The sequence below is a fragment of the Dactylosporangium fulvum genome (genome assembly GCF_025137375.1).
Taxonomy (GTDB): domain Bacteria; phylum Actinomycetota; class Actinomycetes; order Mycobacteriales; family Micromonosporaceae; genus Dactylosporangium; species Dactylosporangium fulvum.
In genome coordinates, this window is the sequence record NZ_CP073720.1 from 6094986 (window position 1) to 6119521 (window position 24536).

24 protein-coding genes are annotated in these 24536 nt (G+C 72.3%); 5 read left to right on the plus strand and 19 right to left on the minus strand.

All coding sequences use genetic code 11. From position 1 onward, the window contains the following. Positions 1-18: 18 nt before the first annotated feature. The 4 genes from Dfulv_RS28615 to Dfulv_RS28630 form a co-directional block, all read right to left on the minus strand. Positions 19-1332, minus strand: coding sequence for an acyltransferase family protein (locus Dfulv_RS28615; RefSeq protein ID WP_259856650.1), 1314 nt, complete (start codon positions 1330-1332; stop codon positions 19-21). Positions 1333-1518: 186 nt separating this feature from the next. Further along, a complete protein-coding gene (locus Dfulv_RS28620; protein ID WP_259856652.1) occupies positions 1519-1893 on the minus strand; it encodes a hypothetical protein in 375 nt (124 codons plus the stop codon). Positions 1894-2259: 366 nt separating this feature from the next. Further along, complete coding sequence (locus tag Dfulv_RS28625; protein WP_259856654.1) at positions 2260-2655, minus strand: (R)-mandelonitrile lyase; 396 nt, start codon at positions 2653-2655, stop codon at positions 2260-2262. Between the two features lie 145 nt (positions 2656-2800). Beyond that, a complete protein-coding gene (locus tag Dfulv_RS28630) occupies positions 2801-3163 on the minus strand; it encodes a histone-like nucleoid-structuring protein Lsr2 (protein WP_259856656.1) in 363 nt (120 codons plus the stop codon). Between the two features lie 379 nt (positions 3164-3542). On the opposite strand from Dfulv_RS28630, the gene Dfulv_RS28635 reads away from it, so the two are divergent. Next, the gene (locus tag Dfulv_RS28635) at positions 3543-4049 is read left to right on the plus strand and encodes a flavin reductase family protein (protein ID WP_259856657.1); all 507 of its coding nucleotides are present in this window, start codon (positions 3543-3545) and stop codon (positions 4047-4049) included. 60 nt (positions 4050-4109) lie between these two features. Here the strand turns inward: Dfulv_RS28635 and Dfulv_RS28640 are convergent, their stop codons facing one another. Genes Dfulv_RS28640 through Dfulv_RS28650 form a run of 3 tightly spaced genes read right to left on the minus strand, consistent with a single transcriptional unit; the run spans position 4110 to position 7309 of the window. After that, positions 4110-4685 (minus strand): hypothetical protein, encoded by a 576-nt coding sequence (locus Dfulv_RS28640; RefSeq protein ID WP_259856658.1) that lies wholly within the window; start codon positions 4683-4685, stop codon positions 4110-4112. 33 nt (positions 4686-4718) lie between these two features. Continuing rightward, on the minus strand, positions 4719-5378 hold the full coding sequence (locus tag Dfulv_RS28645) for an AAA family ATPase (protein ID WP_259856659.1): 660 nt from the start codon (positions 5376-5378) through the stop codon (positions 4719-4721). A gap of 26 nt (positions 5379-5404) precedes the next feature. Further along, the gene (locus Dfulv_RS28650; RefSeq protein WP_259856660.1) at positions 5405-7309 is read right to left on the minus strand and encodes a putative Ig domain-containing protein; all 1905 of its coding nucleotides are present in this window, start codon (positions 7307-7309) and stop codon (positions 5405-5407) included. Positions 7310-7561: 252 nt separating this feature from the next. On the opposite strand from Dfulv_RS28650, the gene Dfulv_RS28655 reads away from it, so the two are divergent. After that, positions 7562-8440, plus strand: coding sequence for a universal stress protein (locus Dfulv_RS28655; protein ID WP_259856661.1), 879 nt, complete (start codon positions 7562-7564; stop codon positions 8438-8440). A 6-nt stretch (positions 8441-8446) separates the two neighbouring features. Here the strand turns inward: Dfulv_RS28655 and Dfulv_RS28660 are convergent, their stop codons facing one another. Continuing rightward, positions 8447-9007: a CBS domain-containing protein gene (locus Dfulv_RS28660; protein ID WP_259856663.1), complete on the minus strand. Its 561-nt coding sequence runs from the start codon at positions 9005-9007 to the stop codon at positions 8447-8449. A gap of 184 nt (positions 9008-9191) precedes the next feature. On the opposite strand from Dfulv_RS28660, the gene Dfulv_RS28665 reads away from it, so the two are divergent. Together Dfulv_RS28665 and Dfulv_RS28670 are read left to right on the plus strand one after the other, a co-directional pair. After that, positions 9192-9875: an MIP/aquaporin family protein gene (locus Dfulv_RS28665; protein WP_259856666.1), complete on the plus strand. Its 684-nt coding sequence runs from the start codon at positions 9192-9194 to the stop codon at positions 9873-9875. A 470-nt stretch (positions 9876-10345) separates the two neighbouring features. Then, a complete protein-coding gene (locus Dfulv_RS28670; RefSeq protein WP_259856669.1) occupies positions 10346-10786 on the plus strand; it encodes a C40 family peptidase in 441 nt (146 codons plus the stop codon). A 63-nt stretch (positions 10787-10849) separates the two neighbouring features. On the opposite strand, the gene Dfulv_RS28675 is transcribed toward Dfulv_RS28670, so the two are convergent. The 11 genes from Dfulv_RS28675 to Dfulv_RS28725 all read right to left on the minus strand — a co-directional run bounded on the left by Dfulv_RS28675 (position 10850) and on the right by Dfulv_RS28725 (position 23992). Beyond that, positions 10850-11821, minus strand: coding sequence for a DUF916 domain-containing protein (locus Dfulv_RS28675; RefSeq protein ID WP_259856672.1), 972 nt, complete (start codon positions 11819-11821; stop codon positions 10850-10852). A 68-nt stretch (positions 11822-11889) separates the two neighbouring features. Beyond that, positions 11890-13110 (minus strand): Ig-like domain-containing protein, encoded by a 1221-nt coding sequence (locus tag Dfulv_RS28680; protein ID WP_259856675.1) that lies wholly within the window; start codon positions 13108-13110, stop codon positions 11890-11892. A 137-nt stretch (positions 13111-13247) separates the two neighbouring features. Next, complete coding sequence (locus Dfulv_RS28685; RefSeq protein WP_259856678.1) at positions 13248-14057, minus strand: phosphate ABC transporter ATP-binding protein; 810 nt, start codon at positions 14055-14057, stop codon at positions 13248-13250. Between the two features lie 32 nt (positions 14058-14089). Beyond that, complete coding sequence (locus Dfulv_RS28690) at positions 14090-15064, minus strand: sortase (protein ID WP_259856681.1); 975 nt, start codon at positions 15062-15064, stop codon at positions 14090-14092. After that, a complete protein-coding gene (locus Dfulv_RS28695) occupies positions 15061-15777 on the minus strand; it encodes a hypothetical protein (protein ID WP_259856682.1) in 717 nt (238 codons plus the stop codon). The genes Dfulv_RS28690 and Dfulv_RS28695 overlap by 4 nt, the downstream gene beginning before the upstream one ends. Positions 15778-15857: 80 nt before the next feature. Next, the gene (locus tag Dfulv_RS28700) at positions 15858-16949 is read right to left on the minus strand and encodes a substrate-binding domain-containing protein (protein ID WP_259856683.1); all 1092 of its coding nucleotides are present in this window, start codon (positions 16947-16949) and stop codon (positions 15858-15860) included. 94 nt (positions 16950-17043) lie between these two features. Beyond that, complete coding sequence (locus tag Dfulv_RS28705; RefSeq protein ID WP_259856684.1) at positions 17044-19620, minus strand: hypothetical protein; 2577 nt, start codon at positions 19618-19620, stop codon at positions 17044-17046. Further along, complete coding sequence (locus tag Dfulv_RS28710) at positions 19617-21197, minus strand: phosphate ABC transporter substrate-binding protein PstS (RefSeq protein ID WP_259856685.1); 1581 nt, start codon at positions 21195-21197, stop codon at positions 19617-19619. The genes Dfulv_RS28705 and Dfulv_RS28710 overlap by 4 nt, the downstream gene beginning before the upstream one ends. Continuing rightward, entirely contained in the window at positions 21187-22455 is a 1269-nt protein-coding gene (gene pstA, locus Dfulv_RS28715) for a phosphate ABC transporter permease PstA (RefSeq protein WP_259856686.1), read from the minus strand. The genes Dfulv_RS28710 and pstA overlap by 11 nt, the downstream gene beginning before the upstream one ends. After that, positions 22452-23495: a phosphate ABC transporter permease subunit PstC gene (pstC, locus tag Dfulv_RS28720; RefSeq protein WP_259856688.1), complete on the minus strand. Its 1044-nt coding sequence runs from the start codon at positions 23493-23495 to the stop codon at positions 22452-22454. Before pstC ends, pstA begins: the two co-directional genes overlap by 4 nt. Continuing rightward, complete coding sequence (locus Dfulv_RS28725) at positions 23492-23992, minus strand: hypothetical protein (RefSeq protein WP_259856691.1); 501 nt, start codon at positions 23990-23992, stop codon at positions 23492-23494. The genes pstC and Dfulv_RS28725 overlap by 4 nt, the downstream gene beginning before the upstream one ends. Before the next feature lie 102 nt (positions 23993-24094). Between Dfulv_RS28725 and Dfulv_RS28730 the strand changes: the two genes are divergently transcribed. Further along, positions 24095-24463, plus strand: a complete 369-nt coding sequence (locus Dfulv_RS28730) for a hypothetical protein (RefSeq protein WP_259856693.1) — start codon at positions 24095-24097, stop codon at positions 24461-24463. The last annotated feature ends 73 nt before the right edge of the window (positions 24464-24536 follow it).

Below are 24536 nucleotides of genomic sequence, written 5' to 3' on the forward strand. Positions count from 1 at the left end.
GCCCCGGCGGCTTCACTCCTACCTCCGGGCCGTCTGCGGCTCCTCACCACGGTCGACGGCGGGTCCGGCCTCCGCCGCGGCCATCGGTGCCACGTCCGCCTTCGGGGCCGTGGGGTCGCCGCTCCAGACCGCGGCTCTCCTGGGGCTCACGATCACGGGCACGGTCACCGCGCGGCGGGACCGGCGCGGTGTCCAGTCCTTGTACCGCATGGCGCGTTTCTCGACGAGGTGCCAGGACAGCATCCCGGCCGCGACCGCAGCGACCAGCGACAGCGCGGTGAACGGCAGGTAGCCCCACCGGTTCAGGCCGAAGCTGGCGAAGAGCTGCTGCCCGATGAAGCCGTAGATGTAGATGCCGTACGAGTAGTCGTTGCGCCGCCCGACCCCGCGGAACATCCGCGGCAGCCGCACGCCGGCCCACACCAGCAGATACACGAGTGCCGGGAAGCCCACCACGAAGAAGCCGCCCGCCAGCAGCGACACCACCAGCAGCACGGCGGAGGCGACGCCGAGGACGTCGTGCACCGGGATCCGCTCGCGGTACAGCTCCAGCGTCGCCCCGGCCAGGAACAGGAAGCCCAGGTAGATCAGCCAGTGTGGGAACACCTCCCCGATCAGCGGCAGGTTGACCATGCCGTAGTGCGCCGTGGGCGGGCCCACCAGCTCACGGCCCTGCACCTGGTCGGCGACGATCAGGCCGTACAGCACCAGGGCCGTGACCGGCACCAGCCACCGCCGCCGGCGCAGCACCGCGGTGACGGCGAGCAACCCGGTCACCGCGTAGCAGATCACCTCGTACACCAGCGACCACAACGCGCCGTCGAAGACGCTCGAGCCGATCTGCCGGCCCCACGGTGTGCTCTCGGCGAGGAGGTCCTGGATGCCGAACTGGCGGACGCCGACGAACCAGTTCGCCAACACGTACCGCACCGGCCCCCGCGGCCCGTCGAAGAACCCGGCCAGGCTCCCCCGCTCGTGCCACGCCACCACCGGCGCGACCACGAACGCCGTCACCAGCAGGCACACCCACAACCCCGGCAGGATCCGCAACGCCCGGTGCCACACGAACCGCACCAGCGACGCCCGCCGCGCACTCCTCGTGATCAGCAGGCCCGACAGCACGAAGAACCCGAACACGGCGAAGGTCCCGACGTTCGTCTGGCCGCGGAACGCCGTCAGCCCCAGGTCCTCCCAGCCGAATCCCAGTGACGTCGCGTGCGCGACCACCACCGACAGGGCCAGTCCCAGCCGGACCGCCCCGAACCCGTTGTCCCGCCCGTCGAACACACCCGCCAACCGGCCCCGCAGGCCGAACCGCCACAGCTTTCGCATGCAAGATCATTTCTTTGAGAGGTATCTGGACAAGCGCCATCACCCGGCACGGACCCCGGACAGGTCGGGCCGTCGGCGCTTCCGGCGACGGACACCAGGCGTCGCACCGGGCACGGCGGAACGCCGGCAGGGCACGCGGAACCGTGACCTGTCGCGGGAAGGCCGGAAACGAGGGACGTGCGGGGGTCAGCGCCGCCAGGTCTGCAGCTGTGCGCGGCTCAGGACAGGCCGCGCCACCCCGGCGCCACACCCCTCGGCGGGCTGTGCGTCCGTGAGGGACGAGTCGCCGACCACGACCCGGACCTGTTGCGCCCCCGGCGCCGACGAGAACCGGACCTCGATCGCCGGCTCACGCTCGGCGCAGTGCGGCGACTCGGGCGAATGCGCCTCGGCAGCGGCATCCGCCGAAACGACGTGCGCGGCCGTGGTCGTCGCACCGTCGACGCAGTGCGGGAACATTCCCGGAACGGCCCACATGAACACCGCGAGCGCCATGAAGACGACGAACAGTGCGCGCAGGACGACGGGACGGACCTGGTCGCCATCGCGCAACGTCCGCATCCCCACCGCCCCTCATGCCGTGACCGCCTCAGAAAACTTACTACGGCGAACCATAGGAGAACGGCGAAATGCCGATGGCGGGTCACCAACAAGCGGTTAATTCCGGGTGGTCGCCGCTCAGTTCGGCCGTACAAATCTCCTATGTGACTTAGGAGAGGATTCGGCACCCGCCGGTGATGCCGAGAAATTTCCGGAAGGTCCGATATCCGGGAAAAGTCCGCCGCCGTTCGTGCCGGTGGCGGGAGAGACTTGTTCCGGCACCATCGAGCGGCCCGCCGTCGCCGGCGAGGTCACCGCATGGTCCGCGCAACGCCGCCGGTCCGGGAACGGATCGGCACCGCGCCCGGACCGGTGCGTCCGCGAGGTTCAGCGCCGGTGGTATTCCTCTTCGGTCACGTGGGAGCCCCACTGGACCTCGGGGCCCTCGGCGGGCGCCTCCCACATCGCGATGTGGGTCATGAAGTGGTCGGGTGCCGCGCCGTGCCAGTGCCACTCGCCGGGCGGCGTGTGGATGGTGTCGCCCGGGCGGATCTCGACGATCTCGCCGCCGGCGACCTGGATCAGGCCGCGCCCCTCGGTGACGTGCAGGGTCTGGCCGACCGCGTGGGAGTGCCAGGCGTTGCGGGCCCCCGGGGCGAAGCGGACCACGTTCACCCGGATGCGGGAGGGTTCCTCACCCTGGGCGATCACATCGAGCCAGGCGTCGCCGGTGAACGTCTCCGCCGGCGCCTTGACGGTCGGCTGCTTGGTCACGAACTCCATGATCGCCTCCTGCGGATCGCGTCCGCTCAGCCCTGCCGGGCCGTCGGACGGGTTCGGCTGTCCACCCGTCCGACGCTACGTCCGCGCCGGGCCGGCCGGGGAGCATCCGGCGTCACCTGATCCGCCGGATGCTCCCCGCCGCGCCTCAGCGTCCGCCGGCGGCGTCGTACCGGTCGATGACGTCCTGGGCGAGCCGGCCCCGCTCCGAGATCTCGATGCCGTTGCGCTGTGCCCACTCCCGGATGGCCCGGTTGCGGTCCCGGTCGCCGCGGGTGGGGCCCTGCGGTGCCGCCGTCCGGCCCGCACGGCCCGGGGCGGCGGCAGCACCGCGCCGGCCGAGCTTCTTCCCCGCGGCCACAAACGGCCCGAACGCCTCGCGCAGCTCACTCGCGTGCGCCGCGGTGAGGTCGATCTCGTAGTCCACGCCGTCGATCCCGAACGACACGGTCTCGTCCGCCGGCTTGCCGTCGATGTCGTCGACCACTTCCTGGATCACGCGCCTCGCCACAACCCGTTCCTTCCCTTTCGCACCGGTCATGTGCGCCTGCCCGGTCACCTACCCGGGGGCGCGATCGGAACACATTGTCACACAAGTCGTTTGGGACCAAATGACGCGGCCGTATCGGTATTTCCCCGCGAATGGGAGCGCACCCGCACAGGACAATTCCGAAGGGAGATTCTGTCGTTCCGGGTAATGGCAGACGTCCCGGCGCGAACGCCCGGCCGTGGTGCCGGTGCCCCCTGGCGGTAGGTCAGGTGGCCGAAGGTGACGATCGCGCTCGTGCCGCGCCGACCGTTGACCTCAACACGGGTTGAGGTTTTAGCGTGCCCTTGTGTGGCCGTTCGGGCGGACGCGGCCGAGGTGGAAGGGCAAGACGGTGACCGCTGTGGTGACGCGAACGGACGACGCCGGCCGCGCCGGCCTGGTCGACGAGTTCCGGGCGGCGTTCCGGGCCCATCCCGCCGGGGTGGCGCTCATCGCCGCGCGCGGCCCGCACGGCCCCGTCGGGCTGACCGTGTCCAGCGTCGCGTCGGTGTCGGCGGCCCCGCCCGCGCTGTCGTTCTCCCTGGGTGCCGGCCTGTCCGCGCGTGCCCTGCTCGCCGCGGAGACGTTCGTCGTGCACCTGCTGCACGGCGGCAGCGTCGACCTCGCCCGGGCGTTCGCGACCAGCGGCGCCCCGCGCTTCACCGCCGACCAGGGCTGGATGACCCTGCCGACCGGCGAACCGGCACTCGCCGGTGCCGGCGTCGTGATGCGCTGCCGGCGCCTGCACGCGGTCCCCGTCGGCGACGCGACCCTGGTGGCGGCCGAGGTGCTGGAGATCCTGGCCCGCCCGTCCGGCGGGCAGCCGCTCGTCTACCACGACCGCGCGTACCACCGCTTCGACGGATAACCGCCTGGCGACAGCGCTACGGGCGGCCACCGGCCGGGACCCCGACGGGTCCGGCCGAGGTCACCGGTCGGTGTCACGCACGGTCGGGGCCTCCTCGAGCAGTGGACCGAGGATCGTGCGCCAGTTGCCGGGCAGGTCCGCGGCCAGGTAGGCGAGGTAGCGGCGCAGCACCAGCCCCGCGTCCGGGCCGTCGAGTCCCAGGCAGCGGTCGATGGTCTCCCAGCCGTCGTCCGGGTCGAGACCGAGCCGGGTCAGGGCCGCGGCGACCTCCTCGTCCTCGAACAGGTCCTCGGTCCAGCCGACCGCCGCGCCCATGAGGTACCGCAGGTGGTAGCTCATCTCGCCGGCCCGCAGCGCGCCGGTGTCCAGCTCGGTGTCCGCCCGGTCGCCGGTCAGCATGGACTCCTCCACGGCGCCGGCCACCAGCTCGGACCAGTAGGCCGCGTCGTGCCGGCCGTCGGTCTGCGCCAGGTGCGCGGCGGCGAACTCGGCCATCGCCGCGGCGTCGTCGATCAGCGGGGAGACGACCAGGTCGCTGCTGTGGTCGAAGCCGAAGTAGTACCGGCGCCCGTCCACGGTCAGCGACTCGATCCCGGCGACGTGACCGTCGCGTTCGTCCAGCGGCTCGTAGGTCATCCGGGCATCCTGCCAGGCCTCAGCCCGCCGCCGTCACCGGTCCGGCGCAGACGCTCGGAGTCCGAGCGTCTGCGCCGCCCGCCCGGCCAGTCCGTCCTCGGTCATCGTGGTGTCGACCTCGATGGCCCGCAGGCCGAGTTCCTTCGTCTCCGCCCGAAGGCGGTCCGTGAACATCCGGTCGCGTTCCAGCAGGTTGTGCAGTGCCCGTTCCGGATCGCCGGTCCGGCCGGCGATCTCCCACAGCGAACCCCGGCTGGCGAACGCGGCCCGCCGGAAGCCGGGCGTCGGCAGCAGCCAGACGGCTTGGCCGGGCTCGGCGAGCAGCGGCCGGACGAGAGCCGGCAGCAGCCGGAAGCCCTCGGCGACGACCGGCGGCCCGGCCGGGAGCCGCAGGAGGTCATCGACGATCAGGCCGAAGCCCTCACCGCGGTACCAGTGGAACGTCTCCAGCATGGTCTCCGGGGACCGGTGCACCCACCGTTCGTCCATGTCCATGGCGATGAACCCGTGCAGGTGAGGGCTGTCGCCGGGCGTGCTCCGCCCGGCGTGGTCCCCCATCACGGCGTCGGTCGAGTAGTGCACCAGCCCGTGCCGCTCCGCCAGCCGCCGGGCGACGGTCGACTTGCCCGCCCCGCTGCCGCCCCCGATCCAGTGGACGTGCCGCAGTCGCTCACGCAGAGACCCGGGATCCATAGGACGCATCATCGCGCATCCGCGGGTCAGAAGTTGTGGGCGGCTCCCGTCGGGAGCAGGGCCGTGAAGCGGCCGCGGCGGGCGCGGCCCAGCCGGAGCAGCGCCATACCGATGATGATGCTCATCAGCGCCGAGGCGCACAGGCTCGTGATGTTGTCGCCCGTCACGGCCAGCGTGTCGCCGGCCGTGACCGTGATGATGAGCTTCATCACGCGGATGCTGCCGTCCGGCGCCGCGCCCAGCGCGACGACGGTGTGCTTGCCGCTCGTGAGCGTCGACGGCACCGTGACGGAGGTGCTGAAGTTGCCGCTGCCGTCGGTCGTCACGGTCTTGAGCTCCTGCGGCGCGGAGTACACGGCGAGTTTCGCCGTCGAGTACGGCGCGAACCCGGTGCCGGCGACCACGATGGACGCTCCGGGCGCGGCGGTGGCCGTGTCGCCCTGGTCCGTGGTGAGTGTCAGGTCGGTCGCCGGGACCGTGGCGGGCGGCTGCGGCGCGCTCACGGTCACCTGGTTCGACGGTGCGCTCGCGGCCGACGGTCCGCTGTCGGAGTCGGCGACGACCGTGACCGTGTACGTGACGCCGGCCACCGCGCCGAGCACACACGTCAGCGGGGCCGGGTCACCGACCTTGGTGGAGCAGGTGGCCGGGCCGGGCGTCGCCCGGGCCGTGTAGCCGGTGACCGGGGCGCTCACGCTCGCGACGGACGCGGGCCACGAGACGGTGATGGCGCTGGTGCCGGCGACAGCCTGCACGGACGCGGGCGCCTGCGGCGGCGTGGTGGAGGCGGCCACCTGCAGCGACAGTTCCTGGTCGTCGGTGACGGCGTCGTCGTCGGTCACCCGCACCGTGAAGGTGCTGTCGCCGACCGCGGTCGGCGTGCCGCTGATCGCGCCGGTGGCGGGGTTCAGGGTCAGCCCGGCGGGCAGGTTCCCGGCGTGCACGGCCCACGTGTACGGCGCCACGCCGCCGGTCGCCGCCAGCGATGCCGAGTACGCGGTGCCGGCCTTCCCGGCCACCAGCGTGGTGGTGGTGATCGAGAGCGGCGCGGCGCCGACCGTGATGGTGAGGGCCTGCGTGTCGGTACCGCTGGCCGCGTCGGCCACCTCGACCGTGAAGTTGCTCGTCCCCGCCGTCGTCGGCGTGCCGCTGATCGCGCCGGTGGCGGGGTTCAGGGTCAGCCCGGCAGGCAGGGTTCCCGCGTGGACGGACCAGGTGTACGGCGTCACGCCGCCGGTCGCGGCCAGCGTCGTGGAGTACGCCGCGCCTCTCACCGCACCGGGTGCCGTCGTCGTGGTGATGCCGAGCGGCGACGGGTTCACCGTGAGCGTCAGCACCTGCGTGTCGGTGGCGCTGTTCGCGTCGGTTACCTGGACGGTGAAGGTGAAGGTGCCGGACGTCGGCGGCGTCCCGGACAGCACGCCGGTGGCGGGGTCGAACATCAGCCAGGCCGGCGGGGCGGCCGACGACAGCGACCAGGAGTACGGCGTGCTGCCGCCGGTCGCGGACACCGTCGCGGTGAAGGGCTCGCCCTGCGTCGCGTCGGCGAGTGTGGTCGTGGTGACGGTCGGCGCCGGTGACAGCACCTCCAGCGTGTAGGGCTTCGACTCCACCGACAAGGGGAACGGGCTGTTCGCGAACACCGTGAAGTTGAACGAGCCGGTCGCCGTCGGGATGCCGGACAACATGCCCCATGGGCTGAGCAACATGCCGGTCGGCAGGCTCCCCGCAGTGATCGAGAACGTGACCGGCGGCATGGCCGTCGAGGTCAGCTGCTGCATGTAGGGGACGCCCTCGGTCGCGTCCGTCAGCGTGTCCGGCGTCATCTCGGCCACCCGCGGCGGCTTGGGCCGTGACCGGTGACCGTCGGCCATGGCCGGGGTGGCGATCGTCGCCGGGGCCAGCGCGACGAGCGCGATCGCCACCCTCATCAGTCGCAATATGACGGTACGCACTCAGTTCCTCACAATCCGTACAAAGTCGCCCTCAGGGTAGCGATCCGGATGTGAAGAACGGGATGAAACCGTAAATTTGCCTGTGTCGAGACGGCACGAGCCAGTGCCGGTGGTCCTGTGGTCCGATCCGGGAGGCAAGCGCTGGCGCCGTCCACCGTGGACGAAGGACGCTGGAAGCGGCACCCGCACCAGAGCATCCAGGCATCCGGACAGCAGGGAGGAACCGTCATGAGCACCGGAACGACAGTGGTCGTCGGGGTCGACGGATCGGCCGACAGCCTGCGGGCAGCGGAGTGGGCGGCGGCCGACGCCGCGCGCCGGGGACGCCCGCTGAGCATCGTCCACGCGTACCTGTGGCCGGCGATGTACGCGCCGATGGCCGTACCGCTGCCGCCCTCGTTCGAGGAGAACCTGCGGGAGGCCGCCGAACACGTGCTCGGCGAGGCCGCGCAACGGGCACGTTCGGTGGCGCCGTCGCTCGACGTCAGCACGGACATGCCGATGCAGCAGGCGACCGCGGCGCTCGTCGACGCGTCGCGGCACGCCGCGACCGTGGTGGTGGGCAACCGCGGGCGCGGCGGCTTCACCGGCCTGCTCCTCGGATCCGTGGGCGTCGAACTCGCCGCGCACGCCGCGTGTCCGGTGGTCGTCGTGCGCCACGAGGACCGGCCGCACAGCGCGGACGCCGGCCGCGTCCTCGTCGGCGTCGACGGATCGCACGACGCCGAGCACGCGCTGCGGTTCGCCTTCGAACAGGCGTCCTTCCGCGGCGTCGGGCTCACCGTCGTCCACGCCTACCAGTGGCCGGTCTCCACCGGGCCCGGCGACATGATACCGCTGGTCTACGACGAAGAAGGCCTCCAGGACAACGAGCGGCGCGCCCTCGCCGAATCGGTCACCGGCTGGATCGGGAAGTACCCCGACGTCGACGTCCGCCGTGCCATGGTCCGGGGCCAGCCCGCCGCCGTGCTCGCCGAACTGTCCGCCGGTGCGGAACTGCTCGTCGTCGGCTCCCGCGGGCGCGGCGGCTTCACCGGCCTGCTGCTGGGATCCACCAGCCAGGCGGTCATCCACCACGCCGCGTGCCCGGTGGCCGTCGTCCGATGACGCCCGTCACCGTGGTCCGGCGACCCGCACGTCGCGGACCCCCGCGGTGGTGCCGACCAGCGCGACGACGACGGCCCGGTCGGTGTCGTCGTCGAGCGGGCCGGTGACGGCGGCCGCGCCGCCCGTGACCGAGACCGTCCACTGTGGACGTCCACCCGCGTAGGTGTCGAGACGTCGCTGGGCCTCCGCCGCCGCCGTCTCGTCGGTCGGCACGACCGTGCGCAGCACGTCGCGGTGGCTGACCACACCGAGGACATGTTCCCCGGTGACGACCGGCACGTTGTGCGCGTTGCGATCGACCATCAGGCGGGCGAGCTCCGCGATGTCCGCGTCGGGCCAGGCGGCGACCGGGTGGCCCGACATCACCTCCCTGACCGGCCGCGATCCGCCACCCGGCTGGGCGCGCAGCACGTCCAGCTCGCTGACCAGGCCGACGAGCACGCCGTCGGCGTCCACGACCGGGGCCGAGGCGATGTGTTCCCGCTGGAGCAACGCGACCGCGTCGGCGACCGGCTGATCGGCTCGCACCGTGTGCGCGGGCCGGCTCATGATGTCCTTCGCACGCATCCGGACCTCCTGAGAACGCGTAGGAACCCCACCCGGGAAGTGCCCCGGACGGCGTCGACCTCACCTCTCGGCCGCCCGCGGCCTAAATCCCGCCGGACGGGGCATCAGTCCGGGCGTGCCGCCGGCCAGCTGGCCGGCGCGGTGCCCGCGCAGCGAACGACCTGCTCATGGTGAGGAGAGAGCCATGCACAAGTACGCTGCCTACGTCACCGAATTCATCGGGGCGTTCTTCCTGGTGTTCACGGTCGGCACCAGCGTGCTGTCCGGCACCCCTCTCGCACCGCTGGCCATCGGTGCCGTCATGATGGTCATGGTCTACGCCGGCGCGCACGTGTCCGGCGGCCACTACAACCCCTCGCTGACCATCGGCGTGTTCGTCCGGCGCCGGATCGACCTGCCCGACGCGATCGCCTACTGGGTGGCCCAGATCGCCGGGGGTGTCGTCGGTGCGGTGGTGGCCTACTGGGTGATGAACCCGACGGGTATCGCGCCCATGGACGTGTCCGGACGGCGGTTGGTCACGGCGCTGCTCGTCGAGCTGCTGTTCACGTTCGCGCTGGCCTACGTCATGCTCAACGTCGCGACGAGCAGGAGCAACCCGAACAACTCCTTCTACGGGCTGGCCATCGGCTTCACGGTCGCCGCCGGCGCGATCGCCGTCGGCCGGATCTCCGGAGCCGCGTTCAATCCCGCGGTCACGATCGGCGCCGCCGTGATGGGGCTGCTGGCGTGGCACGTCGCCGCGCTCTATCTCGTCGTCCAGGTCATCGCGGGCGTCGTGGCCGGCTCGGTGTTTCTCGTGCTCAACCCCGACGAGCAGCCGTCCAGGGTGGAGCCCGTCGAGGCCACGCAAGCGCCCGCGCCCTAGGGTGCGTGTCTGAGATCCGCCCGTGGCGGGGTGACGGCGTGTGTGAGATCGCTGGTGAACGCTGCTCGATCTTGTGGTGTGCCATAGGTTCCAGATGACACCCGGCCCTCATTCCGGCCGTATACAACAGCACATTCACGTCCGGGTTCCCGGAATGCCCGTGCCTCGATGGCCGGGCGCGAGGCCGCAAACAGCGGCCGCGGGATGCGCAGCTGAGCCCCGGACCGAATCCTGGAGCCGTCGTGTATACCATGCTGGCCCGCCTGTGCGCGGGCGCTGTCGCCGTGTCCATCGTCATCCTGCCCGCACCGGCCGCCGTCGCCACGTACGAACCGGCGGCACCCACCGTCAGCCTCCCGGCGCCGCCAGACCCACAGCGAGTCGCCGCCGAACGCGTCACCCGCGCCTTCAACCGACGACCACCGTCGAAACCTCAGGCAGTCCGACCAACCACCGCCAGGCCCCCCACGGTGCAGAAACCCAAGGTCGTGAAGCCCGCGAGCAGCAAGCCGAAGCACCCCCGCAGCAGCAGGCCCCCGAAGCCCCGGAGCAACATCGTGGCCGTCGCCGCACCCGCGTCCGGCCGGGCTGCCGTCGTCCTGCAATACGCGCTCGCCCAGGTGGGCAAACCCTACGTGTGGGCCGCCTCGGGCCCGCGAGCGTTCGACTGTTCCGGTCTCGTGATGGCGTCGTACGCGCGGGTCGGCATCAAACTGCCGCACCAGTCCGAGCAGATCGCCGCCCGCGGGCGGAGAGTCCCCGACGGACAATGGATGCCCGGTGACGTCATCCACACACCCGGCCATGTCGCCATCTACCTCGGCAACGGCCGGATGGTCGAGGCCGCCAACCCGAGAGCCGGTGTGCGGACGGCCCCGGTCCACGGCGGCGTCGCTTACCGATTCCTGTAGGAACCGACGCTCAACGGCGTCGCGGTGGACGGATGAGGAGACGTTCCACCGCGACGTCGAGCCCTACCGCAGGCCGGCCGACCGGCGGCGCAGGCGCCACCGCACCACGAGGGCGGCCGCGCCGGCGAGCAGGACGACCAGGCCCGCGAGGCCCCACGGGGACGCCCACACCGAGGCGCTGCGGCTCGCGACCGGCAGGCGGCCCTCCTTCGCCTCCGCGTTCACCGTGACCGACGCGGTGAGGCGGCCCAGCGACCGGACGCCCGGGATCCGCTTCTGGACGGTGAACTCCGCGCCGGGCAACAACTCCGGCACCGTGACCTCGGCGGCGTCGCCGAGCCCCACGCCGAGCGGGCCGGTCGCCCGCACCCGGGCGGTGCCGTGGACCCGGACGTTGCCGGCGTTTTTCACCCGGTACGTGACGACGAGGTCACCGGTGCCGAACGGCAGCGCCGGCGCCTCGTACCCGACGGTGAGCGACTCGACCTGGACCGTCGGCGTGACCGGGCCGGCGACCCGCAGGTAGATCCGCGCCGCGATGCGCCGGTCGACGTTGACCTGCTGGCCCTGGGCCGTCGTCTGCTGCTCGACGACCGAGGCGATGATGCCGCCGGCGTGGTCGCCGGGCGTCGCGTTGAGCGGGACGGTCAGCTTGAAGGCGATGTCGGCGCGCGTCTTCGGCTGCACCGTGTACGACTTCGGCGTGAGGTCCGTCCAGGTGCCGAGGTCCTTGGGCGGGGTGGCGGCGGGAAACAGCGAGAAGGCACCGTCGGCGCTGGTGAACGCGTCGGTGGAGTACACGGTGAACGTGATCGGCTGGTCGGTGAGGTTGGAGACACCGACGGTGTCGGCGATGACGTCACCGGGCTTGGCCTCGTACTCGAAGGCACCGCGGCCGTTCGGCCCCTGCGGACCGGACGGAATCACCGCCCACCGCAGGTCGTCGTTCTGCGCCGCGGCCGGCGTGGCCGGCACGAGCAGTACCGGCATCAGCAGCAGCGCGACCAGGACGAGCGCGCGACGGACAGCGACCACGACAGCCTCCTCGGCGGGCGATGGGGTGCGGCCCGTCGCGGGCCGCACCCCGGGGTGGAACGGGTCGATCAGGCGAGCGTCAGGGTCAACGTCGCGCTGTAGGTGCCGGGCGCGACGTTGTCCGGGACGACCAGGGTCAGCCCGGCGCCGCACTCGAACGTGCCGGCGCTGCTGCCGGACGCGGCCTTGCAGAGGGTGCGCGGGTCACCGAGACCGGAGCCGGCCCCGGGCGCGGCGGTGGCGCCGGTGACAACCGCACCGGAGCCGCTGGCCTTCGTCGACGACGGAGCCCAGCCGAGGTTGGAACCCGGGATGGTGCCCGCGCCGGTGAAGTCGCCGACCTGGCCGACGAGGTCCCACCCGGCGTTGGTGCCGCGCAGGTCCACGACCGTCGCCTTGTTCAGCGAGCCGGTGGCCTGGCCGCCGACGGTGCCGCCGGTGAGGGCCACGCTCGTGCCGGCCACGTTGAGCGAGAACGCGCCCGGCGCGATGTCACCGGTGATGGTCTGCTCGCTCGTGATGGTGCCCGCCGGAGCGGTGATGGTGTACGGCAGGGCCACCGAGGCCGACGGCTTGTAGGCCGCCGGGTTCGCCGGCACGAACGCCGCCGACAGCGACAGCGCACCCACCGGCAGGTTGCTGACGGTGAGGGTGGCGGTCCCGCCGGTGACCGGCGCGGTGCCGATCGACGTGGCACCACGACGGAACTCGACGGTGCCGCCGGCCGCGGCCGGGGTCACCGTCGCGGTCAGCGTGACCGGCGTGCCCGCGACCTGCGGGCCGGCCGGGCCGGCGGTCAGCGAGGTGGTGGTGTCGGCAGCGGTGGATCCGCTGCCCTTCACCTGCCACGACTCGCCAGTGACCGTGATGACCGTCTTGAACAGGTCAGGGTGGTCACCCTGGGTCTCGCTCGTGCACAGCACGGCGATCTCGTAGTCGCCGTCGGCCAGCGGGGTCCCGCCGTACGCGGCCGTGAGCGCCCGGTTGGCGTCGAGGGTGAACACCGCCTGGTCGTAGTTGCCGGCGTCGCCGACCCGTGCCAGGTTGCGGTAGTCACCGCTGCCGACCTTGCCGATCTTCAGGCCCGCGTTGGTGCCGTACCCGGCCGGGCACGGCGCCGACGTGGTGGCCGACAGCGCCGGGTTGGTGGTGGTGAGGCCCTGGGTCGGTGACAGCGTCAGCGTGCCCAGGTCCGCGGCGTGCGCGGGCGCGGCCAGGCCGACGACCGCCACGGTGGCCGTGGCGGCCATGACGACCGCACCGGCCAGCAGGGACTTCGGACCCTTCATGAATCACTTCCTCCGCTCGTCAGAAGCGTCTCGCGTTGCCGGATCAGGCTTTCGGCGCGGTGTGGACCGGGAGGCAGGCCAACTCTTACGCCGGACATGCGCCAGGCAAATTCGCGGTGACACCGCACGGGCCACGGTCAGCCGAACCGGCCGTGGACGTAGTCGGCGGTGCGCCGGTCCCGCGGCGCGCCGAACATCGCCTCGGTCGGGCCGTGTTCGACGATGACGCCCGGGGTGCCCTGCTCGGCGAGGAAGAAGGCGCAGTACTGGCTGACGCGCTGCGCCTGCTGCATGTTGTGCGTGACGATGACGATGGTGACCTCGGCGGACAGCTCGGTGATGGTCTCCTCGATGCGCCGGGTCGAGGTGGGGTCGAGCGCCGAGCACGGCTCGTCCATAAGCAGCACCCGGGGCCGGACGGCCAGCGACCGCGCGATGCACAGCCGCTGCTGCTGGCCGCCGGACAGGGCGCCGCCCGGCGAGCGCAGCCGCCCGGCGACCTCGTGCCAGAGCCCCGCCTTCGTCAGGCACTCCTCGACGAGGTCGTCCCGGGTCTGCCGGGAGGCGCGCCGGCCGGTGAGCTTCAGCCCGGCGAGGACGTTGTCGTAGATGGACATCGCCGGGAACGGGTTGGGTTTCTGGAACACCATGCCGACCTGGCGGCGGGCATCGGTGATGCGCCGCGCCGAATCGTAGAGGTCGACACCGTCGAGCAGCACCTCCCCCGCCAGCTCGGCGCCGGCCACCAGCTCGTGCATCCGGTTGAGGATCCGCAGGAACGTGGACTTGCCGCAGCCGGAGGGGCCGATGAGTGCGGTCACCCGGCCGGCCGGCATGTGCAGCGACACCCGGTCGAGGACCTTGTGCCCGCTGAACCAGGCCGAGACGGCCCGGGCGTCGAGACTCGCCGCGGTGGTCATGGTCAGGTCGGGTGCGGCGATCGTCATCGTCGGTCTCCTTCGAACGGTCTCGGCAGGTGTCACAACACGTTGGGCAGCAGGCGGGCGACGGTGTCCGCGGTCGCGACGCCGACCGCGCCGAGCACCGGCACGCCGACCACCCACGCCTGCACGGCACCCCAGCGGCGGCGTGCCCAGGTGATCGCGAACGCCGCGGCGCACAGCGCCTGGGCCCACAGCACCAGCGGCATCCACGCGGCCGGGTCGCCCGCCATGGCCTGCTCGGCGTCGGGCAGCCCGGCGAACGTGAGCCTGCGCGGGGGCGCCGGTGCCGGCGCGGACCCGTCGGTCAGGTCGGCGTCGACGCGCAGCACGTCGGTGGGGAAGAACATCGGGCCGTCGGCGGTCATGAGCGTCAGCCGGCTCCGGTCCGGCTCGAGCGGTTGCGGGGCGAGGTCGCCGGCGTGCCGGACGCCGAGGACCCGGTACGAGAACTCCCCCTGCCCGGTGACCACCTGGATCTCGTCGCCGGAGTTGAGCCGGAACAGCTCCGCGAACGGTGCGCCGTACGTGGCGCGGCGCCCCATGAGGACGCTGGTGCCGGGCTGCCCCGGCAGCGGGGTGTCGCGGCGGTGGCCGGGCCCGGCCTGCAGCACGCCGCCCGCGGTCCCCTCGAAGACGACCTGCCGCACGCCGAGCGCGGGGATGCGTAGGACGGCGACGGCGGTGCCCGGAGCGAGCAGGGCGCCGTCCTGGCCGGTCTGCCCGACGGGCGCGGTGGCCTCGGCGAGGGCGGCCCGGAAGTCGGCGTAGGCGGTCTGCTGGCTGCGGGCGTGGCGCAGCTGGGACAGCAGCGTGACCTGGACGGTGAAGCCGACGAGCAGCAGCGCGAGGACGGTGAGGGCGCTGCCGGCGACGTGCAGCCCCGATCCGGACCGCGCGGGGTCCGGCCCGCCGGCGCGCGGGCTCGCGGGCCCGCCGGCCGGTGGGGCGACGGGCCCGGCCGGCGGCTCCGGAAGCGGTGCGGCGGCCGGCGCGGGAACCACGGCGGTCACGCGGGCCACCGGCGGCGCACCGCCCAGACGATCGCGGCACCGGTGAGCACCAGGGCCGCGCCCAGCACGGCGATCCGCACGACGTCCGTGCCGGTGCGGGGCAGCGGACCGCTGCTGCCGGGTGGCGCGGAGGAACTCGTGGCGGTGCCCGGGCCGATCTCGGTGGTGATCGTGACGCGGGCGTCGGCCCCGCCGGACGGCGGTGTGGTCGGCTCGCCGGTGGGGCCGGGGCCGCCGCCGGTGGCCGTCCACTGCCCGGCGCTGACGGTGATGCCGACCGAGAACACGTCGGGATGGTCGCCCTGGGACTCGCTGACGCACCTCATGATGACCGTGTACGCGCCGTCGGTCACCGGCGCGCCGCGGAACGCCGCCACGAGGGAGCGGTTGGCGCCCAGCGTCGGCGGCGCGGTGTCGTAGGGCCCGTCGCTGGCCACCTGGGCGAGCGAGACGTACGCGCCGGTCGGTGCGCCGGCCTTGCCGACGCTCAGCCCGACGTTCGTGCCGTAGCCGGCCGGGCAGGGGGCCGAGGCGGTCGCCGACGTGAACATCGGGTCGGCCGTCACGCTGCCGCCGGTGGGGCTGAGCGTCAGCGTGCCGAGCGGCGCCGCCGACGCCGGGTCGGGCGCGACGGCCGCGGGCACCACGAACGCCAGGAGCGCGGCCGCCAGGACGGCCGGCACCGCGCGGACGGCGGCGCGAACGCTGCACATGGTCGGTCCTCTCTGCTGCATGGCGGTGGCCGGGTGTCCACAGGGGACACCCGGCCCGGGTCACGGTGCGGGATACGGGGTCAGGACGCGGCCTTGAGCTGGGTGGAACCGCAGGCGGCCTCGAACAGGGTGGCGCCGTCGGTGGTGCGGTAGCCGAAGCCGAACAGCTCGATGAGCGCCCGGTTCGTGCAGACCGCCGAGCTCTGCCCGACGAACGTGTTGGCGATGAGCGGCTCGCCGAGGCGGCGGGTCGGCACCACGTTGTACACGTCGCGGATCAGCTGCGGCCGGAAGTTGATGTTGAGCTTGCCGCCGACGATCGGCTGCAGGCCGTTGACGCGGCCGATGCGCGAGGTGCCGCGCCGGTCCTCGACGGTCACGCCGGTCTGGGTCCGGATCGCCGCGGCGTTGCCCTGCGCGATGAACTGCGCCACGGAGAACGGCACGATGTAGTCGTTGTGGCCGGCCAGGACCCGCGCGTCGTGCTCCTGGATCTGCTGGCCGTTGACGGTCTGCACAAGGCACGGGTAGTCACCGTTGGCGATGTCGGCCTCGGCGATACCCATCTTGCTCAGCCAGAACTGCCGGGTGCCGGAGCCGGGCTGTACGAGCAGCGGCTTGACCGGAACCCCGCTGATCACGGTGGTCAGGCAGCGGTAGATCCGCTGCAGCTGCACGAAGGTGAGGCTGGTCGGCAGGTCGCTCTCCTCATTCACGGCGAACGAGACGGCGTCGACGCCGAACGGGACGTAGGTGTAGTTGCCGGTGGTCTGCGGCGACGAGCCGCCGCCGTAGCTGGACGAGCGCGCGTAGTCGACGCAGCCGGTGACGTTGACGCCCTGGTACACGTTGCCGCCGTCGTTCTCGGCCGCCTTGAGCGCCTTGCGGCCCTCGCCGGAGCCGTCCGGACGCGGGAACTCGCAGCCGGTCGACTTCGTCTTGATCGTGCCTGCCGGCCGGGCGTCGTAGGACGCGATGACCTTCGCGCCGCTGACGGTGATCGTCTCGCCCAGGCCGTTGAGGGCGTCCTGGGTGGTGTCCGAGCCGACGCCGGCGAGCTGCCGGTACTCGCCGGCCGGCGGGTTGGCCGCGGCGGTGGCCACGGTGGCCAGGAGGGTGGCGGCCACGGCGCAGCCGACGCCGAGTGCCTTGCCGAAGGTCAGGACCTTCATGCGTTCTCCCCTTCGGGGTTCGGGACTTGAGCCGAGCTCATCGTTCGCAACCGTTCCGTGCGACGTGGGTCGCCAACATGTAGGCCGGATGAACTCAGCCGGACCGGCCGCGGTGTCGCGCGTACACGACCGCGATCCGGCCCACGGTCAGCGCCAGCAGGCCGGCGCCGAGGACGATCGACAACAGGTACCGCTGCAACCAGCCGACCGGATCGCCGGGCGTGGCCTGTGCGACGGGCACGGCGACGGTGCTGCCGCTGGGCCGCGGGCTCGGCGGCGCGGCGGAGGGCACCGAGCCGTTCGCCGGGACGGTCCCCGACGTGCCGGGCGGCGCCGCGGCCGGCTCGGTGGTCGCCGGCGGGGTCCAGCCGCGGCGGATGGCGACCGCGGCGCTGCGTGCCTTGGCGCGCAGGTCGTCGGGGAGCGGGACGTACCCGGGCGGCAGGTCGCCCACGTTGTCGCCCTCCCGCTGGCCGTCCCCGGCGGCGTACTCGACGAACCTGGCGTAGTCCTCGCGTGCGGCTGCGGAGCGGCTCGGGTCGACGGCGGCGTAGGTGAGCATGGTGAGCGGGTAGGCGCCGGGCCGGTGCACGGCGGGGTCGAGGGCCAGCACGTCGGGGTTCGAGGTGGGCTGCATCGCGCCGACGGCGGCCAGCAGTGACTGGCGGGTCGGGGCGATGTACTGCCCGGGGTCCGCCGGGTTGGTGCCGTTGAGCAGGCTGGCGGAGTACAGCCCGAACCGGGCCGCCGACGCGGAGTCGGTGATCGCCATGACCCAGCGGTTGCCCGGTTGCTGCGGGTCGGCGCGCTTGAGCGTGACGACCTGCTTGTTGCTGTCGATCCACTTCTGCATGTCGAACTCGACCTCGGAGCGGGTGTCCGCGCGCAGCGTCTGCTGGGCCCCGGCGGTCATCGACGCGGTGTACGGCGCCTTGTTGAGCAGGCAGGACTGCAGCTCCGGCACCAGCTCCTTGTTGGGCTGCGTGCAGGTCGTGTCGGCCTTCGGGAAGCGGTCCGGCACCGGCCCCTCCAGCCCGAGCCCCTTGTAGTACGTGTTGACGACCATGCGGTACACCCGTCCGGTCCGGTCGTCCTTGACCTCGGGGTCGGGCACCCCGGCCAGGAAGTCCCGCGCCGCCTTGTCGGCCAGCACCCACGCCCACACCGCGCGGTTGGCGGCGGATCCGTTGAGCGGCAGCATGAGCGGCTGGATGTCGCGGTTGAGCTTGGACAGCACGAAGTCGGGGTTGATCGCGCGGAACTCCGGGTCGGCCAGGATCGTGCGGTAGTTGTGCTGCAGGTGCGGCGCGGTGTCACCGCCGGGCACGTCGCGCTGGTACGAGGCGGTGAGGAGCTTGGCCACCAGCTTCGGGGTGAGCCGCAGTCCGTTGACCTGCTTGGCCCTCAGTCGCGCCGCCGCACCGGCGTCGGCGCCCGGGTCGAGCTGGTGGTCGATGCTGAAGGCGATGACCACCGACGACAGTGCCACCGGTGCGTGCACCAGCGGCGGGCCGCCGGTACGTGCGGCGGCCGGGCTGGACGTGAAGCCCAGCCCCGGCGCGTCCTCGTCGGGCAGGCGCAGCTGCGCGGCGGTGACGTCGTCGCCGTTGGGCGTGTAGCCGTAGACGGTGCCGCCCTGGCGGGTGCACAGGGCGGGCTGCCACGCCCGCATGGCCGGGGCGATCATCTCGGAGCCGATCGTGGCCCGCTCGGACTGGCCGATGCCGCACGGCGTGTTGACGGAACGGAAGTCCAGCCGGACCTTGACCCGGTGCTGCCACAGGCTCGCGGTCAGCGGGGATCCGTTGACCGGCAGGCCGGTGCCGGTCAGGTTCCGCCCGTCGAGCGGGTCGTGGTGGCCGCGCGGCACGATCACGAGCCAGCACGGCCGGATCACGCCGGCCGGGTCCGGCAGGCCGCAGCCGAGATACGGCGCCTGGACGTCGGTCTGTGCCTCGAACACCACCCGGCCGGTGCCGTCACCGGCGGTGAAGCCGTAGGGCACCTCGTTGGTCTTGTACTTGTCGAAGAAGCGCGCCATGACGACGTCGGAGCCGGTCTGCGACGACATGCCGTCGGGGTACGGGTCGGAGGGGCCGCCGCTGCCGATCCGGTCGCCCTTGACCGACCGGAACGGTGCGATGACCGCGTCCGGTGGCAGGGTCTCCTTCGGGTCGGGCCGCGCACCGATGCCGACGTTGCGGATCGTGCCGCCGCCCGGCGCGTTCGCGTCGCCCCACAGCGGCGTCTCCAGCAGCGACCCGAACTGGCAGGTCTCCCGCGCCCAGAACGGGTCCGGCCGGCCCGGCACGTGCGGGGCTGGATCGGCGGCGTCGGGATCGCCCCAGCACTGCATGAGGCTGAACACGTTCTGGCCCAGCGTCTCCGGCGGCGTCGGCGGCGCGCCCTTCCAGGCGATCGTGATGCCCTGGTTGCCCAGCTCGCGGGTCTGCGACACGGTCATCGTCGTGCCGGCGAAGTCCCCCTCGGTGAACTTCACCTCGACCGCCGACGCGGTGGGCACGTCGATGCCGAGGGGCGGGGCGAAGGTGTCGTCCGCCGTCGCCGGGCCGCCGCGGACCACCAGCCCGAGCAGGCAGCCGGCGAGGACCGCGACACCGACCAGCCGGCGGGCCCGGACGGCCACGCCGTCGCGCGGCAGGCCGTTCACCGGTCACCGCCGCCGGATCCGGTGCGGCCGAGGGAGCGGGCCAGCAGCGGCGGGCCGACGATGAGCGCCAGGAGGAGGACCCCGGCCACGACCATGAGCACCCGGCGCAGATCCCAGGAGCCGGCCCGGTCCAGTGACACCGGCACTCCCGCGACGTCGCTCCCGCTGCCGCCACCGGCCCCGCCGGCGGCGATCGTCTCGCCGGTGTCCGGGTCGACGATCACGGACGCCGACGCCGACGGTGCGGCAGCGCCGGGCGACTGGCTGCCGGTGCCGCCGCCACCGCCGCTGAGCCGGGTCGACGCGGGCGCGCCACCGGTGCCGGTGGCGCACTGGTCCGGGCCCTGTTTGTCGCAGTCCGGCGGCCGCTGCGCGTTGACGGCGAGCAGGTTGGTGCCGTCCGACGAGAACGTCGGGTTGGCGCACTTGCTGATGTCGAACGCGGCGTCGGCGTTGCCGGGGACCCGCTTGACCTGCTTCACGCCCTCCTCGACGAGGTTCTTCGGCAGCGGCGAGTAGCCCAGGGTCACCACCTGGGACTGGCCCTTGCAGAGGAAGTAGTAGGCGAACGAGGCCAGGGTGTATCCCTTGGCGGTGTTCATGCCCATGCGCTCGTCGGTCGGCAGGATCATGTACGAGTACGACGACAGCGGATACGCGCGCGGATCGGTGTGCGTGTACACGGCGTCGAGGTTCTGCGTCAGGTCGGCGTTGATCCTCGCCTGGGTCATGGCGACCGCGACCGAGTTCGCCGTGGGCTCGACGTAGTACTTCGCCTCGTTGAGCAGCTTCACGACCGGGAAGTTGTTGCCGATCGCGTACGCGTACTCGACGTACGTGATCGCGCCCTCGTACTGCGGCTGGACGACGTAGCCGGCCACGCCGGTGGAGCCGCTCTGCCCGACGTTCTTGCCGCTGATCACGGGGAAGTACGAGGTCAGCCCGCACGGCGACTGGGTGCGTCCGTTGGCCCGGCAGAACTCTGCCCACTGGGCCTGGTAGCGCTTGCTCATCCACAGCGTGAACTGCGCCGTGGTCCCCGAGCCGTCGGAGCGCACGACGGGGATGATCTTCCGCTTGGGCAGTGCCAGTTTCGGGTTGTCGGCCTTGATCGCCGGGTCGTCCCAGTACGTGATCTTGTTCGTGAAGATCTTCACGATGGTGTCGCCGGACAGCCGCAGGTTGGTGACCCGCTGGCCGCCGATGGTGAGGTTGTACATGAACGCCGTGCCGCCGGCCACGATGGGCATGTAGGCGTAACCACGGCCGGTCGGCGGCGAGTCGACGTCGCGGGTCGCGCTGTCCGGCAGCCCGTACGGGATCTCGGAGATGCCGAACTCGACCTTGCCGTTGGCGAACTGCTTGCGCCCGTCGGTGGAGCCGGTGCCGGAGTAGCCGACCTGCATGTTGAACTGCGCGACGTTGCCCGCCCACGCGGTCACCGCCGGTTCGCTCCACGTCGAACCCGCCCCGTTGATCGGCACGTACGACGCCGCCAGCGCCGCGCCGGGTGCGACGACCACCCCGGCCAGCGCCGCCAGCACCGCCACCACGGCCAGCCGGGCCCTACACGACATGATCGTTCTCCTCGGGACGTTCGGTTTTTTCGGCTGTACGTGCGGCGCGGCGGCGCGCGAACCGTTGGGCGTCCAGCGCCGAGGTGACGGCGCGGCGGCGCAGCTGCAGCGGGCTGAGCTCGCCGGGGCCGCGGCCGCCGGCGATCCGGGCGGCCACGAAGAGCACCAGCACGAGCAGCATGAGCACGGCCGCCGCGCCGAATCCCCGGGTGACCATCTCCGGCTGGGGGAACCGCACGTTGTTGAACGCCTGCAGCGGCAGCGACACCTGCGGCCCGCTGCGCGGGTCGAGCGACATCCACTGGGTGAACCCGGCGGTCACCAGAACCGGCGACGTCTCCCCGATCCCCCGGGCCGTGCCGAGGATGACCGCGGTCGTCAGGCCCGAACGCGCCGTCGGCAGCACGACGTGCCAGACCGTGCGCCACTGGGACGAGCCGAGCGCGTAGGACGCCTCCTTCAGCGTCGCCGGCACCAGCCGCAGCACCACGTCGGCGGCGCGGATGATGATCGGCAGGGTCATGACGCTGAGCGCGATCCCGGCCGCCAGGCCCGACTTCGGCGCGCCGAACTGCAGGATCAAGCTGGCGTACACGAACAGGCCGGCGACGATCGACGGCAGGGCCGTCATCGCCTCCACGAGGGTGCGCACGAAACGGCTGAACCGGCCGGGGACCTCACTGAGGAAGACCGCGCAGGCGATGCCCAGCGGCACGGTGAGCCCGAGCGCGATGCCCATCTGCTCGAGCGTCCCGGCGATGGCGTGCAGCACGCCGCCCTTGTCGAGCGGGGCGTCCGGCGCCACCCCACGCATGTCGGTGGTCCAGAAGTTGAGGTGCGTCAGCGCGTCCCGGGCCCGCCAGAACGTGAAGCCGACGACGAGCACCAGCACGCCGAGCAGGACCAGGCCGATGCCGGTGACCACCGCCGCGGCGACCCGGTCACGCACCGCCGGCCCGTCCTCGGTGAGCGAGGTCAGCAGCGCGAGCAGCACGACGAACACCGCCACGGCGACGACGACGAACCCGAGCCTGCCGTCGAACGGCGCGATCTGGCCGAACAGCAGGGCGGTGAAGCCGATCGCGGCCGCGACGGCGCCGAGCACGTTGAGCCGGTCGGTGCGCCGCCCGGCGATCACGTCGCGGCGCGCCTCCGGTACCTGCGGGCCCGCCGGCGCCACGACCGTCGTGCCGCCGGCGGGCTCGGGGGCCGCGTGCCGGGGCAGCGCGGCGGTGTCGCGATCGTCGACGGCCGTCACGACGCGGCTCCCGACCGGCTGCGCCCGATGATGATCGAGGCGGCGAAGTTCACCAGCAGCGTCATGAGGAACAACGCCAGCCCGGCCGCCATCAGCGCCGAGATCTGGAACTCGCCGGCGTCGCCGTAGCGCAGCGCGATGAGCGACGACACCGAGATCGCGCCGGTCTGCAGCACGTGCCACTGGATCTCGAACACCGGCGAGATGATCATGTAAACGGCGATCGTCTCGCCGAGGGCCCGCCCGAGGCCGAGCATCGCGCCGCCGATGATGCCGCCCCGGCCGTACGGCAGCACCACCGTGCGGATCATTCCCCAGCGGGTGCCGCCGAGCGCGTAGGCGCCCTCCCGCTCCCCCACCGGCGCCTGCGCGAAGACCTCGCGCGAGATCGAGCAGACGATCGGGGTCACCATCATCGCCACGACCATCCCGGCCATGAAGCTCGACGCGGTGAACACCGTGATGCTCGACAGCGGGTTGGTCACGTCGTAGTCGCTCACCCGGAAGAACGGGATCCAGCCGAGGTACGTGGCGAGCCAGCGGGACAGGTGGATGGCGTTGGGCTGCAACAGGAAGACCCCGAACAGCCCGTAGACGACGCTGGGCACGGCGGCCATGAGGTCCACGAGGCTCACCAGGCCGCGGCGGATGCGACGCGGCGAGTACTCACTGATGTAGAGGGCGGCACCGACCGCCAGTGGCACCGCGAACGCGATCGCGATGACGGCGATGACGACGGTACCGCTGAGCACGGCCGCGATACCGAAGCCGCCGGAGTACTCGTCGGGCTCCCAGCGCTCGGTCGTGAAGAAGCCCCACTTCGCCACGCCGAGCGCGCGCCCGGCGCGGTAGGCCAGGAACGACCCGACCAGCAGGGCCACGGCCAGCACGGCGGCGCCGGCCGAGCGCGCGGCGAACCGGAAGACGACGTCCGCCGGCGCCGGCCGGGCCTTGATCCGGCGCGGCGCGTCGGCGTCCGCCTGCCCCGGCTCGGCCGGCCCGGCCGGTTCCGTCGGCAGCATCGTGGTCGCAGTCGTCATGCGGGTGGCTCCACCGGCGCCGGCGCGTGGAGCCGCCGCACACCGGGCCGCGGTGTACGCCGCGCACCCGGCGCCCCGGGCACCGGCAACACGGCCGTCTCACCGGCGATCAGACGGCCCCCGCGCACCGTCCGCGTGCCGGGCACGACCAGCGCGTCGGGCACCGCGTGCAGGAACCGGTCGAGGTTGTAGTGGCACTCCCGGGCCCGCAGGTACGAGCGGCTGGAGACGGCGGTCACAACACCGGCGACGTCCACGCGCCACACCCACTGGCCGGTCGCCTCGACCGCGGCCACCGTGCTCTGCGCCCCGGCGAACCGCTCACGCAGCTGATGGACCGCCTCGCGGCTCGCCGCGTACGTGTCGAACGTGCGGGCCGCTCTGCCCAGCGCCCGGTTGTTCGGCGAGACCAGCATCCAGGTGGTGGCCTCGGCCGCAGCGTCGTCGTCGACGGCCGCCAAGGCCAGCGCTAAGAAGACGAACCTCGACTGCTGCACCCGCTGCCCCTCTCATCGCGCACCCCACAGGCGTCCTCACCCTGGGCAACCACGCTCGGGACATCGGATGACCGCCGCCGCAGCCGCAAACGCACGCCGGACATGCAAGAGGTGAACAACGGGAAGGGGCGCATCACGCGCTCCGCCCGCTTCTTCGCCAAGCGGACAGGCCTCGGCACGACGACCGTCTTCGGCGACCGGAACCCCGCACCGGTGGTCGTCCGCGGCGCATCAATGTGCTGCGCCGATCACCAGGAAAGCAATAATGCGAAATGCTACGTGGCATTTCGCATTGTTGCTTTCGAGTCAATGCGACTGCCGTTCGCGTTTCGCCGTATCGGCGGCGTACAGGATCACGCTGCGTCGCACGTCAATATCTTGAAACCGGCGCCCGGCACCGCGCGGCAACCCCGCCCCACCTGCACCGACGCGGGCTTTCGCACGGGAGATTCATACTTTTGTCGATGGTGACCGAAAGTTTGGGGCCAAACAGTATTTCTTTTGGTGGACGGAGCGAATATGGTCCGCGTAGGAGTTGGCCAAC

Bases quoted from the DNA above. Each gene is read 5' to 3' on its own strand.
- Dfulv_RS28695 (WP_259856682.1), bottom strand. From the start codon at position 15,777: ATGTGCAGCGTTCGCGCCGCCGTCCGCGCGGTGCCGGCCGTCCTGGCG.
- Dfulv_RS28700 (WP_259856683.1), bottom strand. From the start codon at position 16,949: ATGAAGGTCCTGACCTTCGGCAAGGCACTCGGCGTCGGCTGCGCCGTG.
- Dfulv_RS28685 (WP_259856678.1), bottom strand. From the start codon at position 14,057: ATGACGATCGCCGCACCCGACCTGACCATGACCACCGCGGCGAGTCTC.
- Dfulv_RS28620 (WP_259856652.1), bottom strand. From the start codon at position 1,893: ATGCGGACGTTGCGCGATGGCGACCAGGTCCGTCCCGTCGTCCTGCGC.
- Dfulv_RS28730 (WP_259856693.1), top strand. From the start codon at position 24,095: ATGCAAGAGGTGAACAACGGGAAGGGGCGCATCACGCGCTCCGCCCGC.
- Dfulv_RS28710 (WP_259856685.1), bottom strand. From the start codon at position 21,197: ATGTCGTGTAGGGCCCGGCTGGCCGTGGTGGCGGTGCTGGCGGCGCTG.
- Dfulv_RS28640 (WP_259856658.1), bottom strand. From the start codon at position 4,685: ATGACCTACGAGCCGCTGGACGAACGCGACGGTCACGTCGCCGGGATC.
- pstC (WP_259856688.1), bottom strand. From the start codon at position 23,495: ATGACGACTGCGACCACGATGCTGCCGACGGAACCGGCCGGGCCGGCC.
- Dfulv_RS28625 (WP_259856654.1), bottom strand. From the start codon at position 2,655: ATGGAGTTCGTGACCAAGCAGCCGACCGTCAAGGCGCCGGCGGAGACG.
- Dfulv_RS28680 (WP_259856675.1), bottom strand. From the start codon at position 13,110: ATGAAGGGTCCGAAGTCCCTGCTGGCCGGTGCGGTCGTCATGGCCGCC.
- Dfulv_RS28645 (WP_259856659.1), bottom strand. From the start codon at position 5,378: ATGGATCCCGGGTCTCTGCGTGAGCGACTGCGGCACGTCCACTGGATC.
- Dfulv_RS28650 (WP_259856660.1), bottom strand. From the start codon at position 7,309: ATGAGGGTGGCGATCGCGCTCGTCGCGCTGGCCCCGGCGACGATCGCC.
- Dfulv_RS28615 (WP_259856650.1), bottom strand. From the start codon at position 1,332: ATGCGAAAGCTGTGGCGGTTCGGCCTGCGGGGCCGGTTGGCGGGTGTG.
- Dfulv_RS28660 (WP_259856663.1), bottom strand. From the start codon at position 9,007: ATGCGTGCGAAGGACATCATGAGCCGGCCCGCGCACACGGTGCGAGCC.
- Dfulv_RS28665 (WP_259856666.1), top strand. From the start codon at position 9,192: ATGCACAAGTACGCTGCCTACGTCACCGAATTCATCGGGGCGTTCTTC.
- Dfulv_RS28655 (WP_259856661.1), top strand. From the start codon at position 7,562: ATGAGCACCGGAACGACAGTGGTCGTCGGGGTCGACGGATCGGCCGAC.